Below are 23,397 nucleotides of genomic sequence, written 5' to 3'. Positions count from 1 at the left end.
CCCCCGCACACCGGTTACGCTGCGACGATGCGGATACGTCCCCTCGCCGCCGACGTGCTGATCACCGTCGCGCTGACCGCCGTCGCCGTACTCCTCGGCCGGGAGTCCGGAGCGCAGGGATGGGTCGCGCTCGACCCCCTCGGCTACGCCCTGGTCGTCCTCGCCAACGTGCCCCTGGCGGCCCGGAGCAAGGCCCCCGTGGCGATCTGCCTGTTCGTGCACCTGGTCTGGGCCGTGTACATCACGCTCGGCCACTGGCCCGTGGTCAACTGCTTCGGGCCGATGCTCGCCGCCTACACCGTCGCCGTACTGCGGCCCGTCCGCGCCGCCGTCGCCTGCGGCGTCCTGGAGGCGGTGGTGTGGATCTACGGCGGACTGCTCGCGCCGCACGCGTCGATGTCCTCCGTGGTCGCCCAGGCCGTCGGCTTCCCCGCCGTGATCCTGCGGTTCGGCCACCTCACCCGGCGCGCCGACGAGCTCGCCCGCGAGCTGCGCCGCGAGCAGGACGCCCGGGCCAGGCGGGAAGTCGCCGAGGAGCGCGGCCGGATCGCCCGGGAGCTGCACGACGTGGTCGCCCACCACATGTCCGTGATCTCCATCCAGGCGGGCCTGGCCACGTTCGTCTTCACCAGCGACCCGGACACCGCCCGCGCCGCGCTCACCACCATCTCCGGCACCAGCGGCGAGGCGCTGGACGAACTGCGCCGGATGCTGCGGCTGTTGCGCTTCGAGGACGACGAGGCCCCGTTCGAGGCGCCCATGCCCGGCCTCGCCCGCCTCGAGGAGATGGTCGAGCGGGTCAGGGGTGGCGGAGTGCCCGTGGAACTGCGGGTCGAGGGCGACCCGCGCCCCCTCGCGCCCGGCGTCGAACTCTGCGCCTACCGGGTGGTCCAGGAGGCCCTCACGAACGTGCTCAAGCACGCCCGGGGCGCCCGCGCGACCGTCCGGCTCGTCTACCGCGCGCGCCACTTGGACGTCTGCGTCGTCAACGACGGCCCGGGCGCCGTTTCCGACAGAGTCGTCACAGGTTCGGGACACGGCTTGATTGGGATGCGCGAGAGGGCCAAGCTCTACGGCGGGACGATCAGCATCGGTCCGCGGAGCGAGGGAGGGTTCGCCGTGCGGCTCACCCTGCCGACCTCGGAGCGGTCCGCTCCACGGGGGAACGACACGACTCCATGACCACAGTGCTCGTCGTCGACGACCAGTTCCTGATCCGGGCCGGCCTGGTGGGCCTGCTGCGCGCCGCACCGGGCATCGAGGTGGTGGGCGAGGCGGAGAACGGCGAACAGGCCGTCGACCTCGCCGCGGCCACCCGGCCCGACGTGATCCTGATGGACCTCCGCATGCCGGGGATGGGCGGCATCGACGCCACCCGCGAGATCCTGTCCCGGGCCGCCGACCCCGCGCCCCGCGTGCTCGTCCTGACCACCTTCGACCTCGACGAGTACGTGTACGGGGCGCTGCGCGCCGGGGCGAGCGGCTTCCTCCTGAAGGACTCGGGGCCCGAGCGGCTGCTCGCGGCGGTGGCCGCGGTCGGCGGCGGCGACGCGCTGTTCGCGCCGAGCGTCACGCGCCGCCTGGTCGAGGCGTTCTCCCGACGGGCCGAACCGGGCGCACGCGCCGAACAGCGCCCGGACATCGGCGCGCTGACCACCCGCGAGACCGAGGTCCTGCGGCTGATCGCGGCCGGGCTGACCAACACGGAGATCGCCGACCGGCTCTACATCAGCGAGGCCACGGTCAAGACGCACCTCAACCGCACCATGACCAAACTCGCCCTGGAGAGCCGGGCGCAGGCCGTCGTGGTGGCGTACGAGAGCGGCCTGGTGAAGCCGGGGCAGGGCGGCTGACCGCTTCCGCCGCCCGGGGCCATGAACGGCGGCCGCCCGGGCCCGTGACCGGCCACCGCCCGCACCACCCGTACCGCCCGCACCACCCGTACCGAAGACGCACCGAAAACGTATCGAAGACGCACCGAAGACAGGAGAACCACGTGGCGACCGAGACCGACCCGGACATCCGCCCCGCCATCGACACGGGACTCGTCCGCCGGCTGGTCGACGCCCAGTTCCCGCAGTGGTCCGGACTGCCGCTCACCCGGCTGGAACCGGGCGGGTCCGACCACGTGATCCACCGCCTGGGTACGGAGCTGAGCGTACGGCTGCCCCGCCGGGCGGACGTCGCGGGCCAGGCGGCGAAGGAGTACGCGTGGCTGCCCGGGCTCGCCCCGCTGCTGCCGCTCGCCGTCCCCGAGCCGGTGGCCGTCGGCGAGCCCGGCTGCGGGTACCCCTGGCCCTGGGCGGTCACCCGCTGGCTGGACGGCGAGGTGGCCACGGTGGAGGCCTTGGGCGACTCCCACGAGGCGGCGGACGCGCTCGCGGGCTTCCTGACGGCCCTGCGCGAGGCAACGCCGGAAGGTGAGCACGAGGACCCGCGCACGGACGCGTTCGCCGACCGCGACGCCGCCACCCGCGCCGCCATCGACGCATGGGCCGGGGACTTCGACGGCCGGGCGATGACGGATCTGTGGGACGCGGCCCTCGCGGCCCCCGCCTGGCCGGGACCTCCGGTCCTGGTCCACGGCGACTTCCACACCGGCAACCTGCTGACCGTCGACGGACGGCTCAGCGCCGTCATCGACTTCGGCGGCCTCGCCCTGGGCGACCCGGCCGACGACCTGATGGTTGCCTTCACCCTGCTGTCGGCGGGTCCGAGGGCGGCCTTCCGCGCCGCTCTGGGCGTCGACGACGCGACCTGGCTCCGGGGCAGGGGCTGGGCCCTGGCCACGGGCCTCAACGCACACGCCGCGTACGCCCGTACGCACCCCCACGTGGCCGCCCAGACCAGCCGCCAGATCAGGGCCGCGCTGGCCGGCTGAGCATACCGGCGGCCCGGGGGGCGGGGCCGGTTCCGGACCGGTGTCGACGCGAATGGCCCTTGAAAACAGGGCCGTTACCCTTGCAGCCATGAAGCTGACCGCGGACGGGATCATCGACGCGGGCATGGCCGTCTTCGCCGAGTCCGGCTACCGGGGGCTGACCATGCGGCAGGTCGCGGACCGGCTCGGCGCGCACGCCGGGAGCCTCTACTACCACGTGCCCAGCAAGACCGCACTGCCCCAGCTGATGGCCGACCGGCTGGCGCGCGAGGCGTACGACGCGGCGACCGCGGCGCTCGACGCGCTGCCCGAAGAGCCGGACTGGAAGCTCCAGTTGGAGATTCAGGCGGTGGCCCTGCGGCAGGTGATCCGGCAACGCCCGGGCGGCGCGGTCCTGTTCGCGGACAGCCCCAAGGTCCTGAGCGCCGGAGCGCTGTCCGTGACGGAGCGCCTCCTTCGTACCCTGGCCGCCGCCGGGGTGGCGCGCGAGGAGCGCGCCGTCGCGGCCGACACCCTGCTGAGCCACGTCACCGGCTTCGTGCTCCAGGAGCAGAGCGAACCGCCCGCCGTGCACGTCACCGCGCAGGCCGCGGCCGACGTCCACGCCCGCTTCCCGCTGACCGTGGAGTCGGCAGCGGCGCACACCCCGGACGAACGCTTCGTCCGCGGCGTCCGCCTGCTGTGCGCGGGGATCGAGGCGTCGAGCGCGTAACGGCGCACGGCACACCGGCCCTCCCGCACGCCCGGATCGCGCCCCGCAGCCTGCACCTCGTACTCCCGCGTCGCACCCCGCACCCCGCCCACTACTGCCCGAATTCGCATCGCATGGGCTGATACACCCCTGATATGCGCGTCCGCTAGGGTTCACGGACCCACCGCCGACGCCCGAGAGGCAGGGCTGGCCTGTGCCTCCCATCACCGTCATGATCGTCGACGACGACAAACTGCTGAGGTTCGGCCTGCGGCGCATCCTCGACAGCGCCCCCGGCATCCGCGTGGTCGTGGAGTGCGACGGGGCCGAGGCCGTCGGCGAAGCCCTGAGCCGGCGGCCCGACGTCGCGCTCGTCGACATCTGCATGCCGGACGTCGACGGCCTGGCCGTGCTCCGCGCGCTGCTGGCGCTGGAACCCGCGCCCGCCGTCGCCATGCTCACCGGGTTCGGTACGGACGAAGAGGTCACCCGGGCCCTGTCCGCGGGCGCGCGCGGCTTCTTCCTCAAGGACGCCGCCCCGCGCGAACTGATACCCGGCGTCCGCCTGCTGGCCGCCGGGGGCAGCGCGCTCTCGACCCGCGTCGCCCGCTCCGTCGCCCTCGCCGCACGGGCAGGCGACGCGCCCGCCGCGCGGCCCGTCCCCGAACGGCCGCCCGGCGAACGGCCCCCCGGAGAACCCCTCAGCGCCCGCGAGCGCGCCGTCTTCGAACTGCTGCCGACCGGCATGACCAACGCCGAGATCGGCGAACGGCTCTTCCTCAGCCGGTCCACGGTCAAGGACCACGTCAGCGCCATCCTCGGCAAGCTCGGCGCGGCCAACCGCGTCCAGGCCGCGATCCTGGCCCACCGCGCCGCCGACCCGCGGCCGGACGGGGGCCGCGGCGGGCCGGCGTGAGGTGGCGGGCTGGCGTGAGGTGGCGGGCGCCCCGCTGGCTGTGCGACGCGGGGCTCGTGTTCCTGTCCGCAGCCGAGTTCCTCGCGGTGCGCCAGCAGGCCCGGCCGCTGGAAGCGGCCTGCTACGCCCTGGCCGTGGCCGCCCTCGGGCCGCGCAGGCGGTGGCCCGTCGCCGCCGCGCTGGCCACCGTCCCCGCCGCCGCCCACGGATACCTCTGGCTCGCGCCGATGCTGGCCCTGTACAACCTCGCCGGGCGCAACGGGAATCTGCTCGTGGTCTACGGCTGCGCGGCGGTGACCTTCCTGGCCGGTGTCGTGCCCGCGTCGTGGGCCGAGGTCCAGGGGCGGGGGAACGACCTGAGCGAGTGGGTGGGCCTCGTCCTCGGCGCGGCCCTGTTCAGCGCCGGCCCCGTGATGCTCGGGCGGCTGGTCGGGATGCGCCGCGAACTCGCCGCGAGGATCGCCGAACTGGACGCGAGCCGGGCCCAGGAGCGCCGCGCCGCCGCCGAGCGGGCCGTCGTCCTCGAACGCGCCCGCCTGGCCCGCGACATGCACGACGGGATCTCCCACCAGGTGAGCCTGATGGCAGTGGAGGCCGGGGTGCTCGCGGTCACCACCAAGGACCCCGAGGCCCGGCGGAGCGCCGAGCGGGTGGGGGAGCTGGGGCGCAGGACCATGGACGAGCTGCGCGACCTGCTCGGGGTGCTGCGCGGCGCCGGTGCGCCCGAGCGACCGCCCGGGCTGGCCGACCTGCCCGCGCTGATCGCGGCCAGCGGGCTTCCGGTGCGGGCGGACCAGTGCTTCCCGGCCGCCGCGCCCGACCCGGCGACGCAGTACGCCGCGTACCGGATCGTCCAGGAGGCGCTGACGAACGCGGCCAAGCACGCTCCGGGCAGCGCGATCACCGTGAAGGTTCGCGGCGACGACCGCACGGGCCTGCTGCGGGTCGAGGTGGTCAACTGCGCGCCGCCGCGGGGCGGGAGCCCGGTGGGCGCCCGAGGGCACGGCCTGACGGGGCTGCGCGAGCGCGCTGCCCTGGTGGGCGGTTCGCTGAGCGCGGCGCCCACGGGCGACGGCGGCTTCGCGGTCCGTGCGGTCCTCCCGTACGGCCCGACGCGTCACTGAGCGGCGCCGCGCCCCCGCCGTCCGGCGGGGGCGCCACCCGCCGTCCGTCTGGATAAAACGGACCAAATACTTCATTCGGGCTTCACCTCCCATACGCCCATTGATGTGGATGATCGCGCTCGATACCTTCACCGCGTCCCGCCCCGGCTCCACCACCCGGACGCCCGGGGCATCCGCGCCCGGGGTCGCCGGGCGACGCCTTCCGGCGTGCCCGACCCGCCGCCGGAACGTGACCCGATCTGGGGGAACGCGTTGAACCTGTCCTTCGAGAACCGGACCGCCCCGCGCGACGGAGCCGCACGCTGCGACCCGGACGCCCCGCACGGCCGGAACGACTGCTGTGGCCGCCTGGACGCCTTCCCCTGGGTGCGCGACGCCGATCTGACGCGGCTGAGCCCGCGCGAGCGCGAAGTCCTGGTCGGCCTCGGCGAGTTCATGACGAACGCCGACATCGCCGGCCGGATGCACATCGCGGAGCGCACGGCGAAGAAGCACGTCGCGAACATCTTCGGGAAGCTCCGCATCGGCTCCCGGGGCGAGGCCGCCGTCATCGCGGTGCTGCGGGAGGGGGAGCTGGCGGCAGCCGTCGCGAACGGGGAGTGATCGCACCGTGTCGCAAAGTCACGTGCCTCATGCACTGGCTTTTACTAATGCTCGGCATTAGTTTGGGACGCATGGGCAGAACATCCGGGCCCGAGACCCGGGACAAGCTGGTCCGCGCGGCCGAAGAGGTCTTCGCCGCGCAAGGCGTCCACGGCGCCCAGCTCCGCGACATCGTGAAACTGGCCGGACAGGCGAACCCGTCCGCCGTCCAGTACCACTTCGGCTCCCGCGAAGGGCTCCTCGACGCCGTGATGGCGGCGCGCCAGGCCCGTACGGAGAAGGTCCTCGCCCGGCTCCTCGACGGCGCCGACCGCGACCTGCGCGGCCTCCTGGGCGCCCTCGTCGCCGCCGAGGCGACCGAGCTCGAGACCGAGCGCGGACGCCGCTGCCTGCGGATCTCGGCCCAGCTCAGCCACGAGAGCGGGGTGCGCACCCGCACCCCCCACCCCACCCTCGACGGCACCGTCTACTGGGAGCTGATCGGCCGGGTCGAGGGCTGCCTCGGCACCCTCCCCGAACCCGTCCGCCTCGAACGGCTCGACCTGGCGCTGACGCTGATCGGCGCCGCCCTGGCCGACCGCGCGAGCCGCCGGCTCGTCGGCGCACCGCCCCTGACCGGCGAGGGCTTCTTCGTCGCCGACCTGGTGGCGACCACGGCCGCGCTGCTCACCGCACCCCTCCCGCCGCTGCCCCACGGCCCCGGCGCCCCCACCGACCCGCGCCCCACCCAGGAGTCCTCATGACCGAGCAGATCGACCCCGCCCGCCTGCACGACCTCACCGGCAGGACCGTCATCGTCACCGGCGGCGCCCGCGGCCTCGGCGCCGAAGCCGCCCGCTTCGCCGTCGAGGCGGGCGCACGCGTCGTCGTCACCGACGTCCTCGACGAGGACGGCGCCGCGACCGCCGCCGCGCTCGGCGACCGCGCCCGCTTCCTGCACCACGACGTCACCTCCGAGGAGGACTGGGCGCGGGTGGCCGACTTCGCCGTCGCCGAGTTCGGCGCCGTGCACGGACTCGTCAACAACGCGGGGATATCCACCGGCAGCCTGCTGGACGCCGAGTCCGTCGAGCACTTCCGCAAGGTCGTCGACATCAATCTGACCGGCGTCTTCATCGGCATGAAGACCGTCGTCCCGCTGATGAGGGAGGCCGGCGGCGGCTCCATCGTCAACATCTCCTCCGCCGCCGGCCTGATGGGCCTCGCCCTGACCGCCGGGTACGGCGCCTCGAAGTGGGGCGTGCGGGGGCTGACCAAGATCGGCGCGGTGGAGCTGGGCACCGCCCGGATCCGGGTGAACTCGGTGCACCCGGGCATGACGTACACCCCGATGACGGCCGTGGTCGGCATCGAGCGGGGCGAGGGCAACTACCCCAACACCCCGATGGGGCGCGTGGGCGAGGCCCACGAGATCGCCGCCGCCGTCACCTTCCTGCTCTCCGACGCCTCGTCCTACGTGACGGGCGCGGAGCTGGCGGTCGACGGGGGCTGGACCACCGGGCCGACCGTGAAGTACGTCATGGGGCAGTGAGCGCGCGCCCGCGAGCGGGGACCTGTGCGGGGACGGAAAAGAATGAATTTCGTATCCGCGCAGGTCACGTGTAATGTTCTTCCTGCGACGCCGACCGGCCGGGAGCCGGGGAGCACAAGCACTCGTAGCTTAACGGATAGAGCATCTGACTACGGATCAGAAGGTTGCAGGTTCGAATCCTGCCGAGTGCACAACAGACAGAGGGCCCGGGACATCGTCCCGGGCCCTCTGGTCTTGCCGTGACGGCAGTGGCTCCGGCCCGGTGGCGCGCCCCGGCTGACGGCGGGGCCTTGTGCGGCCCGCGCGGGCCCGTGCGGGGTTACGACCCCCGGCCCAGTGCCAGTGGCAGTTGGGTGCGGGAGCGGATGGAGAGCTTGCGGTAGACGCGGCTCAGGGTCGCCTCGACCGTCTTCACCGAGACGAACAGCGTCTGCGCCGCCTCCTGGTTCGTCGCGCCCGCCGCCACCAGCTCCGCCAGGTTGCGCTCGGAGTCGGTCAGCTCCAGGGGCGCGCCCGCGCGGACCGCCGAGGCGTCCAGGCGGGTCAGCAGATCCGTGGCCAGGGCCTTCCAGGGGTACGCGCCCGCCGCGTCGAACACCTCGGCCGCCCGCTGCCAGGCGGTGCGGGCCGCGGCGTACCGGCGGCGCCCGCGCTCCACCCGGCCCGCGGCCAGCCGGGTGCGGCCCTCCTCCAGGGGCAGCCCGAGGTCGGTGAAGTGGTCCGTGGCCAGGCCGAGTTGGCGTGCCGCCTCGTCCGGGTCGCCGAGCGCCGCACGGTGCAGCGCCCGGGAGCGCCGCAACGACGCGCCCAGTCCGGTCGCCAGCGCCCGGGCACCCACCGCCCCGCCCAGGGCGTCGAGCAGCCCGCCCGCCTCCTCGACCCGGCCCACCGCCACCAGCGCCTCCGCCAGCTCCGGCTGCCAGCGCAGCATCGTCGGGTCGCCGACCTCCTGCCCGCCCTCCAGCGCCGCCACCTCCGACAGCGCCTCCACCGCACGGGCCGCCTCGCCCGTGGCCAGGCACACCGTCCCCAGGGCCAGCAGGCCGCGCGAGGTGAACACCAGGTCGTGCTCCTCCCGCGACGCCCGCACGCCGAGCAGCGCGTGCTCGGCCGCCCGGCGGAAGCTCCCGCCCGCCGTCTCCGCCAGCGCCGCCGTGTACCAGACGGGCCCGGGCGAAAGACCCGCCCGGGTGCACACCTCCACGGCCCGCTCGCTCCACAGCAGCGCCCGCGCCGCCGCCCCCGCCCGCGCGTCGACCTCCGCCAGGCTGCGCAGCACCTCCATCAGGTCCTCGGCGTCCCCGGTGCGCTCCGCGACCGGCAGCAGCTCCATCAGGTCGGCCCGGGCCCCGGCCAGCCGGTCGTCGAACACCGCGTGCCGCACGGCCAGGTACTGCGGGCTGTTGCGGATGGCGAGACCGTCGCCGGGCCCGCCCCGTGCCAGGGCCCTGGACAGGGTCTCGGCGGCGCCCGGGAGGCCGGTGACCCGCTCCATCCGGGCCCGCATCGTCAGCGCCGCCGTCTCCAGGGCCGCGTCACCGCCCGACTCGGCGTGCTGTACGGCCCGTTCGGCGGCGAGGACCGCCTGGCGGGGGCGTCCCCCTATGTTGTGCCGGACCGCCGCGCGCAGTTCCACCGCCGCCAGCAGGTCCGGCCGCCCAGCGGCCAAGTCCCGTGCTCGGGCGAGGACTTCGTCCATCTCCTCCATCGCCTGACCGCCCGCGTCGACCACCGAGAGCAGCGCCGCCACCTGCTCGGCGCCGCCCGCCCGGGCCGCCGCCAGCGCGTCCGCGGCCCGCAGCGCGTCCTCGTGGCACCCGGCCGCCGCCGCGTCCAGCGCCGCGTCCGCCAGCCGCGCGATGCGGTCCTCGCGGCGGTCCACCGGGGTGTGCCGGGCCGCGAGCAGCATCAGCTCGGCCGCCAGCGCCCGCTCCCCGCCCGACCGCGCCCAGGCCGCAGACCGGTCGGCCTGGCGCGCCAGTTCGCCGTCGGGCCCCTCGGCGGCGAGCAGCCGGTGCCGCACCGCGTGCACCGGGTCCTCGGTCGCCGCCGCCAGCGCCCGGTGCACCGAGCGGCGCCCGGCCCGGGTGCCCGCGCGCAGCGCCGCCTCCCGCACCGCCTCACCGATGAACTCGACCCTGTCCCGGGCCCCTTGGCGTACCAGACCGGCCCGCGCCGCCGCCGCCAGGTGCTCGTCGGCGTCGTCGCGCCCGGCCCGCCGCAGCAGCGCCGCCGCGTCCGCGGGACCGGGACCCGCGGTGTCCTGGGCCAGCGCCAGGGCCATCAGGGTGTGTCGCGCGTCGGAGGGCAGCGTGCCCAGCCACAGCGCCGCCAGGTCCTGCACCCGGCCGGGCGGCGGCAGCGCCTTCCAGCTGCGCGGCTGGTGCTGGACGACCGCCTCGGCGCAGGCCCGTACGAGCAGCGGGTGGCCGCCGCAGTGGCGGTGCGTGTGCGCGGCCCAGCGGGAGGAGAGCCCGTGCCGGGCCAGCAGGTCGGCGACCTCCTCGACCGTGAGCGGACCCAGCGGCAGCCGCGCCGGATGGTCGCCGCACAACCGGCGCGCCGCCGGGGTGTCCAGCACCGAGCGCTCCGCGACCGCCACCGACAGCGCCTCGGCGGGCACGGCGCGCAGCGCGTGCGCGAACGCGTCGGCGCTCGCCTCGTCCACCCACTGCGCGTCGTCCACGACCAGCAGCGTCCGAGCGGCGCCCAGCAGCGCGGCGAGCGCGAGCCGCACGGCCACGGGATCGGGGTCGGCCGGCGGGCCGTACGGCTCGGCGGACCGCAACAACATCTGTACGGCGCCGAGTTGACCGGCGGGCAGGGCGTCGGGCGCACCGGCGGGAAGGCCGGCGAGGAGTTGGGTCACCGCGCTGTACGCCAGCGCGCGGTCACCCGGGATCGGGGCCACCCGCAGCAGCCGGACCCCCGGATGGCGGTCGAGGGCGAGCGCGTCGAGGAGCGTGCCGCGCCCGCTGCCCCAGGGGCCGTGCACCACGAGCCGGCCGTGCGCGCGCAGCAGCCGCCCGGCGCGCTCCACCCGTTCCCGCGTCCCGGGCCACGGCGCGGCGGGCTCCAGTTGCTCCAGCGTCACGCCGCGCACGCTAGGCGCGCCGCGGGCGCTGATCAACCCCCCTGTTCGGAGAGCGACCCTTGCGCCGTGACCGGAGGGACGAGGGTTTTCCCTGGCCCCGGCCGATGCTCCTGAGCTGCCCGTACCCCTGGTACGGCCGACGGGGGCCGGGGCCGCCGCCCGCGCGACCGGCCCTCGCCGCCGCGACGAGGGATTTCCCCGATGCCCGGCCCCGCGCGTCCGCCGCACGCTGTGGCACCTGCCGTACGGACCTCCCCGGCGGAACCCGCAGTCCTCCGCCTCCGTACGGTCCGCTCCCCACGCGAACCCCCTGAAAGGTGTGACCCGTGACCGCGCAACGTCACCTGCACCACCCCACCGCCCGGCGCCGCATACCCCCGCGCGCCCTCACCGCCGCCCTCGGCGCCGCGCTGCTGCTCGGTGGCGCCGCCGCCCTGCCCGCCCACGCCACCGCCGAACCGGCCCCGCCCGCGCCCCTGGTCTCCGCGATGGCGAAGGACTTCGGGCTCACCACCGGCCAGGCCCGCGAGCGGCTCGCCGACGAGGCCGCCGCCCTGCGCACCGCCGCCCGGGTCCGGGCCGGTGTCGGCGACCGCGCCACCGGCCTCTGGTTCGACGCCGCCGACGGCCGGCTGCACGCCTCCGCGGCGACCGACGCCGACGCCGCCGGCATCCGCGCCGCCGGAGCCGTCGCCCACCGCGTCCCCTACGGCCCCGCCGAGCTCTCCGCCGTCTCCCGCGCCGTCGCCGAGCAGGCCCACGGCGTCCCCGGGGTCACCGGCTGGGGCGTCGACGCGACGACCGGCCGGGTCGAGGTGCGGGTGCACGGCGCCACCGCCGCGTTCCGCGAGCGCATGCGCCAACTCGGCGACCGAGTACGGCTCGTGGAGACCGGCCAGTCCGTCGCGCAGCAGCAGGGCGACGTGGTCGGCGGCGACAAGTGGGTGCCGGGCACCGAGAGCCCCTGCTCGATCGGCTTCCCGGTCACGGCCTCCGGCGGCGCCAAGGGCTTCGTCACCGCCGGGCACTGCACCAACGACGCCAACCAGCCCGCCTACGGCAAGGACGGCACCCGCGTCGGCACCTCCAACTCCGGCGGCACGCACAGCATCAACGCCCGCGAGGGCGACTTCGGCCTGGTCGACGTGGACCAGACGGGCTGGAACCTGGCGCCCCGCGTCAACGGCTACGGAAGCGGCGACGTCACCCTCACCGGTTCCTCCGACACCGTCGTCGGCACCTCCGTGTGCCGCTCGGGACAGACCAGCGGCTGGCACTGCGGCGCGGTCACCAAGGTCAACCAGTCCGTGGACTACGGCAACGTCGTCATCGACGGCCTCTCCTACACCGACGCCTGCTCCTCCGGCGGCGACTCGGGCGGCGCGTACGTCACCGCCAGCGGCGGCAAGGCCGTCGGCCTGCACTCCGGCGGCGGCTCCAACACCTGCGGCAGCAGCGGCGAGACGTTCACCATCTTCCAGCCCGTGAACGAGGCCCTGCAGAAGTGGGGCCTGAGCCTGGTCACCGAGAACCCGCAGCCGGGCGCGGTCACCGTCTCCGCCGTCGCCGACCAGCGCAGCACCGTGGGCCAGGCCGTCCGCCTGGACAACAGCGCCCAGGGCGGCACCGCCCCGTACGCCTGGAGCGCCACCGGCCTGCCCGACGGCCTCGCCATCGACAAGGCCACCGGGACCGTCAGCGGCACCACCACCCGCGCCGCCACCGCCAAGGTGACGGTCACCGCGACCGACAGCGCGGGCAAGTCCGGCTCCACCAGCTTCACCTGGACCGTCGGCGACACCGGCGGCGGCACCCTGTCGCTGAAGGACCCCGGCAGCCAGACCGTCTACGTCGGCCGCCCGGTCAGCCTGGCCCTCCAGGCCACCGGCGGCACCGCGCCGCGCACCTTCACCGCGACCGGCCTGCCCGCCGGACTCTCCGTCGACAAGGCGAGCGGCATGGTGTCGGGTACTCCCCGGGCGTGGGGGATCAGCAACAGCCGGATCACGGTCACCGACGGGGCGGGCAAGTCCGCCACGGTCGCGGTGAGCTGGTTCGTCTACAGCTGAGGCACTGCCCGCGGGTGGGTTCGCGCCGACCGGCGGGGCCGGCGCGAACCCGTGCCGATCCCTGGCGCAACCGGAGGGAACCCGACCGCGACGGCCCGCGTCCCTGGCGTGAACCCGGACCCGGTCCCGTCGGCGTACAGGAGAAGACATGAGCGTGTCCCGCCCCGCAGGAGCACTCGGCGTCCTGCTGCTCACCCTCGCCACCGCCTGCGCCGACCCCGCCCCCGGGCCGCCGGCCGACAACGCAGCCCGCACCACCGCCCGGGCCCGCGCGGTGGCCGACGCCTGGCACGGGTCGCCCGCCCTGAAGGCCTGGCGCGAGGGCTTCTTCCCGACCGGCGCCCTGGAGCGGCTTCCCGACGACGCCTTCCACGACGGGGCCGACAAGTCCGCCCACCTGGAGGGCCGTTACGACCTCGCGGTGGGCGGCGCGCTGCCCACCGCGCGGCCCGCGGGGACGGTGCGCTGGGCGGACGGGTCGACGGCGGTGGTGGCGACGACGACCGCGCGGGAGGCGTACGAACGGCTGACCGCGGCCCGGGGCGGGGGAGGGGGAGGCGGGAAGGAGAGCGGGCTGACCGTCACCAAGGTCGCTGCGGGAACGATGGACCTGCACAGCAGCCGGGGTGAAGTGACCGTCCCCTCCTGGGAGTTCACGCTCAAGGGGTACGCCACCCCGCTGCGGTACGCCGCCGTGCGGCCCACCACGCTGCCGGAGCCCCCGATCGCCTCCCTCGGCAACGACACCAGCGCGTCCGAGCCCGTCCACTCCGTGCGCGCGGTGTCCGCCGACGGCCTGTCGGTGACCGTGACGGCCGTGCACGGGGCCTGTGACCTGGGAGCCGCCGTCGCCGTTCTGGAGACGGACGAGAGCGTGGTCCTGACCGGCACGGTCAAGGAGGCGCCGGTGGACGACAGCGTCGACTGCGCGGCGGTGCTCAACCAGAGCCCGGTGACCGTGAAGCTCCGGCGGCCCCTCGGTACGCGCGCCCTGCTGGACGCCCACTCCGGCGACGGCATCACGGGCCAGGGACGTGAGCCGCGCTGACCGTACGTGAAACCGGCCGCACGCGCTACGGAGCGCCCGACCGCCCGATCACCTGACCGGGAGTGGCCCGCCCGCCCCCGGTCACGGCGTGAGGTGGGCCTGCACCACGGGCGCGTACCGGGTCACCACGTCCTCGACCTCCGCCGTCCGCACCCGGGGCCCGCGCGCGATCCCGTACATCACGCCGAGCCCCACCAGTGTCCCGACGGCCAGTTCGGCGCGCAGCGCGGTGTCCGGGCCGGTCAGTCGTCCGGCCAGCCGGTCCACCACCTGGGCACGGAAGTTGACCCGCAGCACCTCGCCGGTCTCGCCGTGCAGCGGCGCGAAGGCGATCCGCAGCAGCGGGTCCACGCCCCGCTCGCCCTGGCTGGACAGGATGTGCCGCACCATGTGCGCGCCCAGCCGGTCCAGCGGGGCGTCGAACAGGGCCTGGGCGTCGTCGTCGAACGACATCACCCCCGCGAACAGCGTGTTCTTGTTGCCGAAGTACTTGAGGATCAGCGGCGGGCTCACCCCGGCGCGCTCGGCGACGTCCTTGAGGGTGATGTCGGTGTGCGCGTGACGGGCCAGGAGGTAGCGGGCGGCCCGCAGGATCGCCGACTTGGTGGTCTCGGCGTCCCTGCGGGGGACGGGCGTGGACGCGGGGGGTGGAGTGCTCACGCCCTTCATGTTCCCTCGTGGGCGGCGTCGCGCGTGCGCCGGGCGCGCACCCGCGCGGCGAACGGGGTCTCGGGCCCCTGGTCGCGGGGGATCACCAGGGCCGCGCCGCAGGCGACCAGGGCGATGGCGCCGGCCATGCCGAACGCCAGCAGGTAGCCGTGCAGCGTGGAGACGGGGACGCCGTCGACGGGCGCGGTGTGGTGCACCAGGACGGCGGCGACGGCGGCGCTGGAGGTGGCCTGGCCGATGGTGCGCATCAGGACGTTGACCCCGTTCGCGGACGCGGTCTGGTCGGCCGGGACCGCGCGCAGGATGAGGGTGGGCAGGGCCGAGTACGCGAGCGTGGTGCCGGTCGCGACGACCGTGGCACCCAGGATGATCATCCAGAGGTCGCGGCTGTCGGCGATGCGCACCGCGTAGCCGCAGGCGATGACGGTGGCGCCGAGCGCGAGGGTGACGCGCGGGCCGCGGGCCGCCGAGATGCGGGCGGACACGGGCGAGAAGACCAGCATGGTGACACCGCCCGGCAGCAGGCACAGGCCGGTCGCCACGATGGACAGCTCCAGGCCGTAACCGGTGGCCTTGGGTGCCTGGATGAGTTGCGCGGTGACCAGCGAGTTCGCGTAGAAGGCGAAGCCGGTGAGCAGCGCCGCGACGTGCGGCAGGCCGACCCGGGGGTGTGCCATCAGCCGTAGGTCGACCAGCGGCTCGGCGGCCCGCAGCTGCTGGACGCACCACAGCGCGAGCACCACCACGGCGCCCGCGAACAGGCCCAGTACGGAAGCGCTGCCCCAGCCCCACTGCCCGCCCTGCGACACCGCGAGCAGCAGGCACACCAGGCCGACGGCGAGCCCCAGCGCGCCCAGCACGTCGAACCGCCCCGGCCTGCGCACCGGCGACTCGCGCACCGCCCACCACACCCCGGCCACCCCGAGCGCGCCGAGGGCACTGGTCAGCCAGAACATCACGTGCCAGTCCGCGTACTGCACCACCAGCGCCGCCAGCGGCAGCCCCAGCGCCGCACCGATGCCGACGGTGGAGCTCATCAGCGCCACCGCGGAGCCCCGGCGCTCCGGCGGCAGCTCGTCGCGCAGGATGCTGATCGACAGCGGCACCACGGCCGCCGCCGCGCCCTGCAGGGCGCGCGCGGTGATCAGCACGGTGATGTCCGAGGACAGCGCGCACATCACCGACCCCAGGGTCATCAGCCCGAGCGCGCCCGTCAGGACGCGCCGCTTGCCGTACATGTCACCGGCGCGCCCGAGTACGGGGGTCAGCACCGCGCCCGCCAGCAGCGTCGCCGTGACCATCCACGACACCGCCCCGGCTGAGGAGCCGGTCAGCCGGGGCAGGTCGGGCAGGAGCGGTACGACGACGGTCTGCATGACCGCCATCAGGATTCCGGCCCAGGCCAGGGCCGGAATGGTCAGGCGCTCCCGCAGGGGCGGGGCGGTGTCGCGTGGGCCGGGCGGGTCGGATATCGGTACGGGACGGTCCACGGACGCTCCAGCGGCAGGCAATTTCGAGGTGAATGGCTATTCACCCTACCGGGTGAACGGAAATTCACCTATGCCGTGCCCGGTGCCGCGGGAGCCTCCGGGGCGCGCCGGGGGCGCGGGGGACGGGCCGGGGTCAGCAGCCGCAGTTGCGGAACGTCACGTCCCAGTGGCTGGCCTCGCGCGCGTAGATGTTGCCCGAGGGCGCGCGGTACTGCCGGGCCCCGTCGCCCCGGTTGGCGATCCGCTTGTACGTGCGGGTGATGTGGTTGCTCAGGCAGGCCGTCGGGCTGAAGTCCAGCTTGTAGCCGTTCCAGTGGCTGTACGTGCCGCCCGCGTGCCCGGTCTCCGTACCGCCGGTGACGGTCAGGGCGCAGCGCGATGCCTTCTTCAGGGCCACCGCGCCCTTCGCGGTGGCGAGGTTGAGCCTGTCGAAGGAGGTGCAGCGCTTGTTGTTCCGGTTCGAACAGCCGCCGCTGGAGGTCCACTTGACGCCCGCCGCACGGAAGCGCGCGGCGGCCTGGGCGTGGCTGAGCTTGGCGACGGCCGCGGCGGCCCGCGGTGCGGCGGCCGTCCGGACCGGCGCCCGGACCTCCTGGGCCACCGCCGAGGCGGGCGCGGCGGCCAGGCCGGCCGTGAGCAGGAGCGCGCCGACCGCGGCGAAAGACGAGTGCTTCACGGTGCTTCCCTTTCCTCCGAGGCCCTCGCGGGCCCTGTGCGTTGCTGGGTGACGCCGTGAACCTACGCGCGGGGAAGGGGACTTCGCGTCGCGTACCGGGTGGAGGTGCGGGCGCGTCGGAGGCGGTAGCGGCCCGGGCGCATCAACCCCCGGTTGTACATTCGGGTCAACCCCACGGTCGACACGGTACGAGGCGTACCGGTACTACCCTGCGATCATGCGAGGCGGCCCGACACCACACAAGCGCTTGCTGGTCGACGCCGGCATCGCACTGGCCCTGCTGATCGTCATGCTCTGGTTCCTGGTGCAGTACCACCCCGAGGGCTGGCGGCGGTTCGACGGTCCCGGGGTGCTGCTGACGTGCCTGGTCACGCTGCCACTCGCGCTGCGCCGGCTCGCTCCCTGGCCCGTCCTGCTCACCAGCTGCGCCGGGCTGGCCGTCTACGTACAGGCCGGTTACCAGCCGTCCTCCAACATGTGGCCCCCGCTGCTCGCCTTCCTCACCATCGCCTCGCTGCGCCCGCACCGGGAGACGGCGCTCGCCGCGGCCGTCACGGGCGCCGCCGAGTTCTACCACGCGGCGACCACCCGCGCGATGAGCCTGCCCGCCTGCGCCGCACAGACCCTGGTGATCATCGGGCTCGCCTGGGGGTTCGGCCTCACACTGCGCCGCCTCGCCGAACGCAACCGTGAACTGGACCTTCTCACCGAGCAGTTGAAGGAGCACGAAGGAGCTCTCGCCCGGCAGGCGGTCACCGAGGAGCGGCTGCGCATCGCCCGCGAACTGCACGACGTCACCGCCAACCACCTCTCGGTGGTCTCCGTCCAGAGCGGCCTGGCCCGCTACCTCTTCGACTCCGACCCGCCCAGCGCGCGCAACGCCCTCGGCGTCATCGAGGACACCGTCCGCAGGACCCTGGAGGACCTGCGCGGCGTACTGCGGGTGCTGCGCATCACCGCGGATGGAACCGATGTGACGGACGAGCCGTCTATCGATGCGGTGGCGAGCCTGGTGCACCTGGGCCAGCTGGTCGACCGCATGACCCGGTCCGGTCTCAGCGTCGAGACCCGGGTGACCGGGACGCCCCGCGAACTGGCCGCAGGACCGGACCTGTGCGCCTACCGCATCATCCAGGAGGCGCTGACCAACACGCTCAAGCACGCCGGAGCCCGGCCCCGGGTCTGGATCGCGCTCGCCTACGCCGGCCAGGGGCTCACCGTCACCGTCACCGACGACGGCGGCGGCACGGCACGGGAACCACAGCTCGGCGACACCCACCGGACGACCGGATCCGGACACGGGTTGATCGGCATGAACGAACGAGTCAAGCTGTACGGCGGCAGTTTCCGCGCGGGCCCCCGGCCGCCGGTCGGATACCAGGTGGAGTTCACCCTTCCCACCCAGGCCGACCCGGTACGGGACGCCGGCGCACCGGTGACACCGCCGCCGGACGACACACACTGAGTGGAAGACGCAGGGGGAACACGGGGGATGCCGAGTGTGCTCATCGTCGACGACCAGGTCCTCATCCGCAGCGGCCTGTCGGCACTGATCCGCGCCACCCAGGACCTCGACGTGTGCGGCGAGGCCGAGAGCGGGGAACAGGCCGTGGAACTGGCCGCGCAGCGGCGGCCGGACGTGATCCTGATGGACATCAGGCTCCCCGGCATGGACGGGGTGGCCGCCACCGAACGCATCCTGGCCACGGCCGAACCACCGCAGCCGCGCGTCCTGATGCTCACCTCCTACGACCTCGACGACCACGTGTACGCGGCGCTGCGCGCCGGGGCCAGCGGGTTCCTGCTCAAGGACACGCCCCCGGAGCGGCTGTTCGCCGCGATCCGCACCGTCGCCGCCGGGGACATGCTGTTCGCCCCGACCGTGACCCGGCGCCTCATCGAGACCTACCTCGACCGCCGTACGCCCGCCGCGCCGACCCCGGCCAAGCTCAGCCCGCTGACCGACCGGGAGCTGGACGTCCTCACGCTCATCGGGCAGGGCCTGTCCAACCTGGAGATAGCGGAGAAGCTCACCATCAGCACGGCCACGGTCAAGACGCACGTGAACCGGATGATGAGCAAGCTGGACCTGCGCAGCCGCGCCCAGGCGGTCGCGGTGGCCTACGAGACCGGCCTGATCGCGACGGCACCCTGAGGGGGACGGGGCGAGTACGGGCCGGGGCGCGGTGCGGGACGTGGCCGGGGCGCCCCGGCCAACCCCCACGGGTGACCTCAAGGTCCTTCGCGGGGCGCCGCGTTCGCCGTTGCCCGCTCGGCGGGGTACCGGGCCCTACCCTGACCGCATGACCACAGCACCACCCGCACCGTACGCACCACCCGCCCCGGCGCCGGTGCGGCCCCCCGTCGTCCTCCTCGCCCCGGACGGGCAGACGCTGCGGGGGCGGCTGCACGGACGCCGGCAGGCGGAGCGCGGGTGGCTGTACGACGTCGGCGTGACGCTGTGGGTGGGCGCCGGGGCGGACGAGGTGGCACCGGCGGAGTACCGCGTCTGGGTACCGGCCCCGCAGGTGCGCCCGGTGTCCGGCGCCGACTACGGCCAGGTGCCGACGCAGTGGCTGGACGCGGGGGAGTGCGGGGCGCCCGAGTGGGAGTGCTGGGGGTAGCGGGCGGCGGCCGGGGCGCCGCGAGTACGCCGCCGGGCGGCACTGAGCGTCATCGGCCGGTACGCGTTCCGAATTCGTCATCGTTCGGCCATTTACAGCTCTTTTGCCCGTTCCGTACGCTCGATGAGCATGGATACCCGAGCGACCCTTCCGATCGACACGACCCCCGCTCCCGACGCGGCCGCCGCGCGGGCCGAGCTGGCCCGGCTGCGGGCCAGCATCGACAACGTGGACGCGGCTGTGGTGCACATGCTCGCCGAGCGCTTCAAGTGCACCCAGCGCGTCGGCCACCTCAAGGCCGCCCACGGCCTGCCGCCCACCGATCCCGTGCGCGAGGCGGACCAGATCGCGCGGCTGCGCCGGCACGCCGAGGACGCGAGACTGGACCCCGCGTTCGCCGAGAAGCTCCTGAACTTCGTGATCGCCGAGGTGATCCGCCACCACGTGACCATCGCCGACGAGGCGGCGTACGGCTGACTCCCGTACGACTCACGCCCGCACGACTGACTTCCGTACGACTGACTTCCATACGGCTCACTCCTGTACGGCCGGCTCCCGGCCCGGGACGGGACCTCCGCGCGGTGAGATCCGTTTCCGGCCAACCTCGGCCGCCCGCGCCGCGTGCTCGGCCGGTGCGCCGGAGCCGGCGGGGCCCTGGTGCCACCCCGCCGCGACGGACCCAACTCACGTGGGGGAAAACCTGGTTGAACTCTCCGTGGCAGGGCAAGCGTGCAACACAGGTGAAGCCAGCTCGATGAGCCCCGCGAGATCGCCCCACAGACGGCGACATCCGCGAGCACCGATGAGAGAGGTGTTGACCGTGTCGTCGTCCACCACCGTCCTGGAGCACTTCCCCGCAGGCGACCCGCGCGGGTCCTGGCCCGCCGAGCGCTACGCGGCCGACCTCCGGGCGCACGGGACACCGGCCCGCGTGGTGATGGACCTCGACCAGGACGCCTTCCTCGTCGTCGTGCCCACCGCGGACGACCCGGGGCTCGAAGCCGCCGCCTGACCCTCCGATCCTCCCTGATCCCCCCAGGGAAGCCGGGGCGGGTCCCTCGCGGGCCCGCCCCGGTGGCATCCCCCGCCGCGACGCGTTCCGGCCACACGGTGTCCGCCGGACCTCCCCACTTTCCCCGGGAGTGGAACGCCCCGGCCCGCATCCGCATCCTCCAGGGCGCGGACACCCCGTCCAGGGGGCGCGGGCGAGGGGCCGGGAGCGGCCGGAACCTCGGTCCGCGGGGCCGGTGACCGCGTGCGTAGTCTGATGTCGGGAACTCGTGCGACCTGGGGAGAAGCCGTGGAGTTTCGGCTGCTGGGCGGTGTCGGCGCGGGGACCGGCGCCGGAGAGCTGCCGCTCGGGCCGGCCAAGCGGCGCAGCGTGCTCGCGGCCCTGCTGCTGCGCCGCAACACCGCCGTCCCCGTGGACCAGCTGATCGACGCGGTCTGGGAGGAGGAGCCGCCCGCCCACGCCCGCACCGTCGTCCAGGGCCACGTCTCCCGGCTGCGCGTGCTCTTCTCCCAGGCGGACGTCGACCGGTACGAGGTGCGGCTGGCCACCCACGGCTCCGCCTACGTCCTGGAGATGCCCGACGGACTCCTCGACGTCCACCGCTTCGAGGACCTGGTGCGGCGCGGACGCCACGAGACCTGCCCCGAGCGGGTCGTCGCGCTGCTGCGCCGCGCGCTCGCCGTCTGGCGCGGCCCCGCCCTGACCGGGACCGCGCCCAGCGCCTCCCTGCGCGCCGCCGCCCAGGCCCTGGAGGAGACCCGGCTCTCCACCGTCGAGCGGCTCGCCGATGCGTACGCCGGACTCGGCGAGCTCCCCCAGGCCGAGGCGCTGCTCAGGGCCGAGGCCGTGACCCACCCGCTGCGCGAGTCCCTGACCGCGGCTCTGATGGCCACCCTCTACCGGGCGGGCCGCCAGTCCGAGGCCCTCGACCACTACCACCGCACCCGCTCCCTGCTCGCCGACGAGCTCGGCATCTGCCCCGGCCCGGCCCTGCGCGCCTGCTACGAGGGCATCCTGCGCGGCGACCTGCCCGTCGCCCACCCCCCGGCCGTCACCGCGGTACGGAACGGGCCGCCCGAGGACACGCACCCCCGCCCCCGAGGAGCGGCCGGCGAAGCGGCCCGAGGAGCGGCCAGCGACGCCGTACGGGAAGCGCGGGGCCCGGACCGGGACCCCGGCGCCACCACTCCCGTACCGCCGACGGGCCCCCGGGACCGCGCGCCGGACGAGCACCGGTCGGTGTCCCGCCTGCTGCCGCGCGCCGCGCGCGGCTTCCACGGCCGGGACGAGGAGCTGGCGGCGCTGGACCGCGCCGCGTCGGAGACCGGCCTCGCCCTGGTCACCGGCGCCGCAGGCGTCGGCAAGACCGCACTCGCCCTGCGCTGGGCGCACCGCCGCCAGGAGCGCTACCCGGACGGGACCCTCTTCGCGGACCTGCGCGGCTTCGGTGACGAGCCCGTCCAACCCGACGACGTCGTACGGGAGTTCCTCGTCGCCCTCGGCGTCCGGCCGCGCGCCCTGCCCGAGACCGCCGTCGGCGCCGCCGCCCTCTACCGCGAACTCACCCGGGACCGCGCCCTGCTGGTCGTCCTCGACAACGCCCGCGGCGTCGACCAGGTGCGCCCGCTGCTGCCCTGTGGAGAGGGCTCGGCCACGCTCGTCACCTCACGGCTCCGGCTGAGCGGCCTGGTCGTCGACGAACTGGCCCGGCCCGTCGCCCTCGGCCTGCTCGGCTCCGGCGACGCGGTGCGGCTCCTCGCCTCCGCCGTCGGCGGGGGCCGGGTCGAGGCGGAGCCGGACGCCGCCGCGCGGATCGGCGAGCTGTGCGACGGACTGCCGCTCGCCCTGCGCATCACCGCCGCCCAGCTCGCCACCAGGCCCGATTGGCGGCTCGCCGACCTGGCCGACGAACTCGCCGACGAACAGGGCCGGTTGGCCCTGCTCTCGCTGGAGGACGGCGAGGGCTGCGGGGTGGGTGCCGCGCTGCGCCTCACCGTGCAGGGGCTGCCCGAGGACGCGGCGCGGCTGTTCGCCCTGCTCGGCGCCGCGCCCGGGCCCGACGTCGACCGGTACGCCGCGGCGGCCCTCGCCGGCGGGACCCCGGACGCCGTGGCGCTCGCCCTGAGCCGCCTCACCGGCGCCCACCTGGTCACCGAGTACACCCCCGGCCGCTACTCCCTGCACGACCTGGTCCGGCTGTACGCGCGAGCGCTTCCCCGCGACGAAGGCGCCCTGCTGCGCTTCCTGGACCACTGCACCGTCACCGCCCTCGCCGCCGCCGGCGCGTCCGCACCCGACGACCGGCCCTGCTGCCTGCCCCCGGCCGACACCCAATGGCCCGCCGTCACACGGGACTTCACCGGGCGTGACGACGCGCTGCGCTGGTACGCCGCCGAGCGCGAGAACCTGGCCGCCGCCGTGGAGGCCGCCCGCGCGGCGGGCCACGACGACCGTGCCTGGCGGCTGGCCGCCCTCCAGTGGCCTTACATCACCTGGCACGTGCGCGACGATTGGGCCCCGCTCCTCGAACAGGCCCTGGACGCGGCCACCGCCGTCGGCGACCTCGACGCCGAAGCGCGCCTGCGCGCCCTGCTCGGCTGGGTGCTCCTCGAAGAGGACCGGCTGCCCGAGGCCCTGGTCCACCTGGAACGCGCCCCGGTCCTCGCGGCCCGGGCGGGCGACCCGTCGAGCGAGGCGACCGCCCTGGTCAACCTGGCCCGCGCGATGGACCGCGGCGGCGTCACCGGGGCGTCGATCGCCCACGTGGCCCGCGCGGCCGAGCTGGCGAGCAGCTCCGGCGACTCCCTCACGGAGCTGCTCGCCCTCGAACTGCGCGCCCGGCAGCTGCTGTCCACCGGCGCCGCCGCGGCGGCCGAGCGCTGCGCGGCGTACGGCCTCGGGCTGCTGGACGGCCACGGCGGCCTCGCCCCGGGTCAGCCGCAGCATCACGCGGCGCATGGCGGCGAGGC

21 protein-coding genes and 1 tRNA gene are annotated in these 23,397 nt (G+C 75.0%); 18 read left to right on the top strand and 4 right to left on the bottom strand.

The genetic code is table 11. The features are described from left to right. The first annotated feature begins 27 nt into the window (after positions 1 to 27). From ABT160_RS34655 to ABT160_RS34610, 10 genes are all read left to right on the top strand, one after another. Positions 28 to 1,182, top strand: a complete 1,155-nt coding sequence (locus ABT160_RS34655; protein ID WP_351651938.1) for a sensor histidine kinase — start codon at positions 28 to 30, stop codon at positions 1,180 to 1,182. Continuing rightward, positions 1,179 to 1,853 carry a response regulator gene (locus ABT160_RS34650; protein ID WP_351651937.1) on the top strand — a complete coding sequence of 225 codons (675 nt, stop codon included), beginning with the start codon at positions 1,179 to 1,181 and terminating at the stop codon, positions 1,851 to 1,853. Before ABT160_RS34655 ends, ABT160_RS34650 begins: the two co-directional genes overlap by 4 nt. Before the next feature lie 143 nt (positions 1,854 to 1,996). Further along, on the top strand, positions 1,997 to 2,881 hold the full coding sequence (locus tag ABT160_RS34645; protein ID WP_351651936.1) for an aminoglycoside phosphotransferase family protein: 885 nt from the start codon (positions 1,997 to 1,999) through the stop codon (positions 2,879 to 2,881). 88 nt (positions 2,882 to 2,969) lie between these two features. Further along, positions 2,970 to 3,593, top strand: a complete 624-nt coding sequence (locus tag ABT160_RS34640) for a TetR/AcrR family transcriptional regulator (RefSeq protein WP_351651935.1) — start codon at positions 2,970 to 2,972, stop codon at positions 3,591 to 3,593. A 211-nt stretch (positions 3,594 to 3,804) separates the two neighbouring features. Further along, positions 3,805 to 4,488 carry a response regulator transcription factor gene (locus tag ABT160_RS34635; RefSeq protein ID WP_351651934.1) on the top strand — a complete coding sequence of 228 codons (684 nt, stop codon included), beginning with the start codon at positions 3,805 to 3,807 and terminating at the stop codon, positions 4,486 to 4,488. A gap of 14 nt (positions 4,489 to 4,502) precedes the next feature. Continuing rightward, the gene (locus ABT160_RS34630) at positions 4,503 to 5,612 is read left to right on the top strand and encodes a sensor histidine kinase (RefSeq protein WP_351651933.1); all 1,110 of its coding nucleotides are present in this window, start codon (positions 4,503 to 4,505) and stop codon (positions 5,610 to 5,612) included. A 252-nt stretch (positions 5,613 to 5,864) separates the two neighbouring features. Continuing rightward, a complete protein-coding gene (locus ABT160_RS34625; protein ID WP_351651932.1) occupies positions 5,865 to 6,215 on the top strand; it encodes a helix-turn-helix domain-containing protein in 351 nt (116 codons plus the stop codon). Positions 6,216 to 6,286: 71 nt separating this feature from the next. Then, complete coding sequence (locus ABT160_RS34620; protein ID WP_351651931.1) at positions 6,287 to 6,958, top strand: TetR/AcrR family transcriptional regulator; 672 nt, start codon at positions 6,287 to 6,289, stop codon at positions 6,956 to 6,958. Positions 6,959 to 6,981: 23 nt separating this feature from the next. Then, positions 6,982 to 7,746 (top strand): glucose 1-dehydrogenase, encoded by a 765-nt coding sequence (locus tag ABT160_RS34615; protein WP_351651955.1) that lies wholly within the window; start codon positions 6,982 to 6,984, stop codon positions 7,744 to 7,746. 118 nt (positions 7,747 to 7,864) lie between these two features. Then, positions 7,865 to 7,937, top strand: a tRNA-Arg gene (locus ABT160_RS34610). A 128-nt stretch (positions 7,938 to 8,065) separates the two neighbouring features. On the opposite strand, the gene ABT160_RS34605 is transcribed toward ABT160_RS34610, so the two are convergent. Beyond that, positions 8,066 to 10,840, bottom strand: coding sequence for a LuxR C-terminal-related transcriptional regulator (locus ABT160_RS34605; RefSeq protein WP_351651930.1), 2,775 nt, complete (start codon positions 10,838 to 10,840; stop codon positions 8,066 to 8,068). A 326-nt stretch (positions 10,841 to 11,166) separates the two neighbouring features. Here ABT160_RS34605 and ABT160_RS34600 point away from each other — a divergent pair, with 326 nt between their 5' ends. Next, complete coding sequence (locus tag ABT160_RS34600; RefSeq protein WP_351651929.1) at positions 11,167 to 12,909, top strand: putative Ig domain-containing protein; 1,743 nt, start codon at positions 11,167 to 11,169, stop codon at positions 12,907 to 12,909. A 148-nt stretch (positions 12,910 to 13,057) separates the two neighbouring features. Beyond that, positions 13,058 to 13,957: a hypothetical protein gene (locus ABT160_RS34595; protein ID WP_351651928.1), complete on the top strand. Its 900-nt coding sequence runs from the start codon at positions 13,058 to 13,060 to the stop codon at positions 13,955 to 13,957. An 81-nt stretch (positions 13,958 to 14,038) separates the two neighbouring features. Here the strand turns inward: ABT160_RS34595 and ABT160_RS34590 are convergent, their stop codons facing one another. The 3 genes from ABT160_RS34590 to ABT160_RS34580 all read right to left on the bottom strand — a co-directional run bounded on the left by ABT160_RS34590 (position 14,039) and on the right by ABT160_RS34580 (position 16,792). Continuing rightward, entirely contained in the window at positions 14,039 to 14,626 is a 588-nt protein-coding gene (locus tag ABT160_RS34590) for a TetR/AcrR family transcriptional regulator (protein WP_351651927.1), read from the bottom strand. Further along, a complete protein-coding gene (locus ABT160_RS34585) occupies positions 14,623 to 16,116 on the bottom strand; it encodes an MFS transporter (RefSeq protein WP_351651926.1) in 1,494 nt (497 codons plus the stop codon). Before ABT160_RS34585 ends, ABT160_RS34590 begins: the two co-directional genes overlap by 4 nt. A 133-nt stretch (positions 16,117 to 16,249) precedes the next feature. Beyond that, the gene (locus ABT160_RS34580; RefSeq protein WP_502984357.1) at positions 16,250 to 16,792 is read right to left on the bottom strand and encodes a hypothetical protein; all 543 of its coding nucleotides are present in this window, start codon (positions 16,790 to 16,792) and stop codon (positions 16,250 to 16,252) included. A gap of 217 nt (positions 16,793 to 17,009) precedes the next feature. Between ABT160_RS34580 and ABT160_RS34575 the strand changes: the two genes are divergently transcribed. The 6 genes from ABT160_RS34575 to ABT160_RS34550 form a co-directional block, all read left to right on the top strand. Beyond that, a complete protein-coding gene (locus tag ABT160_RS34575; protein WP_351651925.1) occupies positions 17,010 to 18,257 on the top strand; it encodes a sensor histidine kinase in 1,248 nt (415 codons plus the stop codon). A gap of 27 nt (positions 18,258 to 18,284) precedes the next feature. Then, positions 18,285 to 18,947 carry a response regulator gene (locus ABT160_RS34570; protein WP_351651924.1) on the top strand — a complete coding sequence of 221 codons (663 nt, stop codon included), beginning with the start codon at positions 18,285 to 18,287 and terminating at the stop codon, positions 18,945 to 18,947. A 148-nt stretch (positions 18,948 to 19,095) separates the two neighbouring features. Beyond that, positions 19,096 to 19,416 carry a hypothetical protein gene (locus tag ABT160_RS34565; protein WP_351651923.1) on the top strand — a complete coding sequence of 107 codons (321 nt, stop codon included), beginning with the start codon at positions 19,096 to 19,098 and terminating at the stop codon, positions 19,414 to 19,416. 129 nt (positions 19,417 to 19,545) lie between these two features. Further along, a complete protein-coding gene (locus ABT160_RS34560; protein WP_351651922.1) occupies positions 19,546 to 19,893 on the top strand; it encodes a chorismate mutase in 348 nt (115 codons plus the stop codon). Between the two features lie 325 nt (positions 19,894 to 20,218). Then, entirely contained in the window at positions 20,219 to 20,428 is a 210-nt protein-coding gene (locus ABT160_RS34555; RefSeq protein WP_351651921.1) for a DUF8839 family protein, read from the top strand. 288 nt (positions 20,429 to 20,716) lie between these two features. Next, positions 20,717 to 23,397: AfsR/SARP family transcriptional regulator (locus tag ABT160_RS34550; protein WP_351651920.1), on the top strand; the 2,681-nt coding region annotated here is incomplete at its 3' end.

Origin of the sequence: Streptomyces sp. NPDC001941 (assembly GCF_040296945.1) — a bacterium.
In the GTDB taxonomy this organism is placed as follows: domain Bacteria; phylum Actinomycetota; class Actinomycetes; order Streptomycetales; family Streptomycetaceae; genus Streptomyces.
This window is presented reverse-complemented; position numbering and strand designations above follow the sequence as displayed.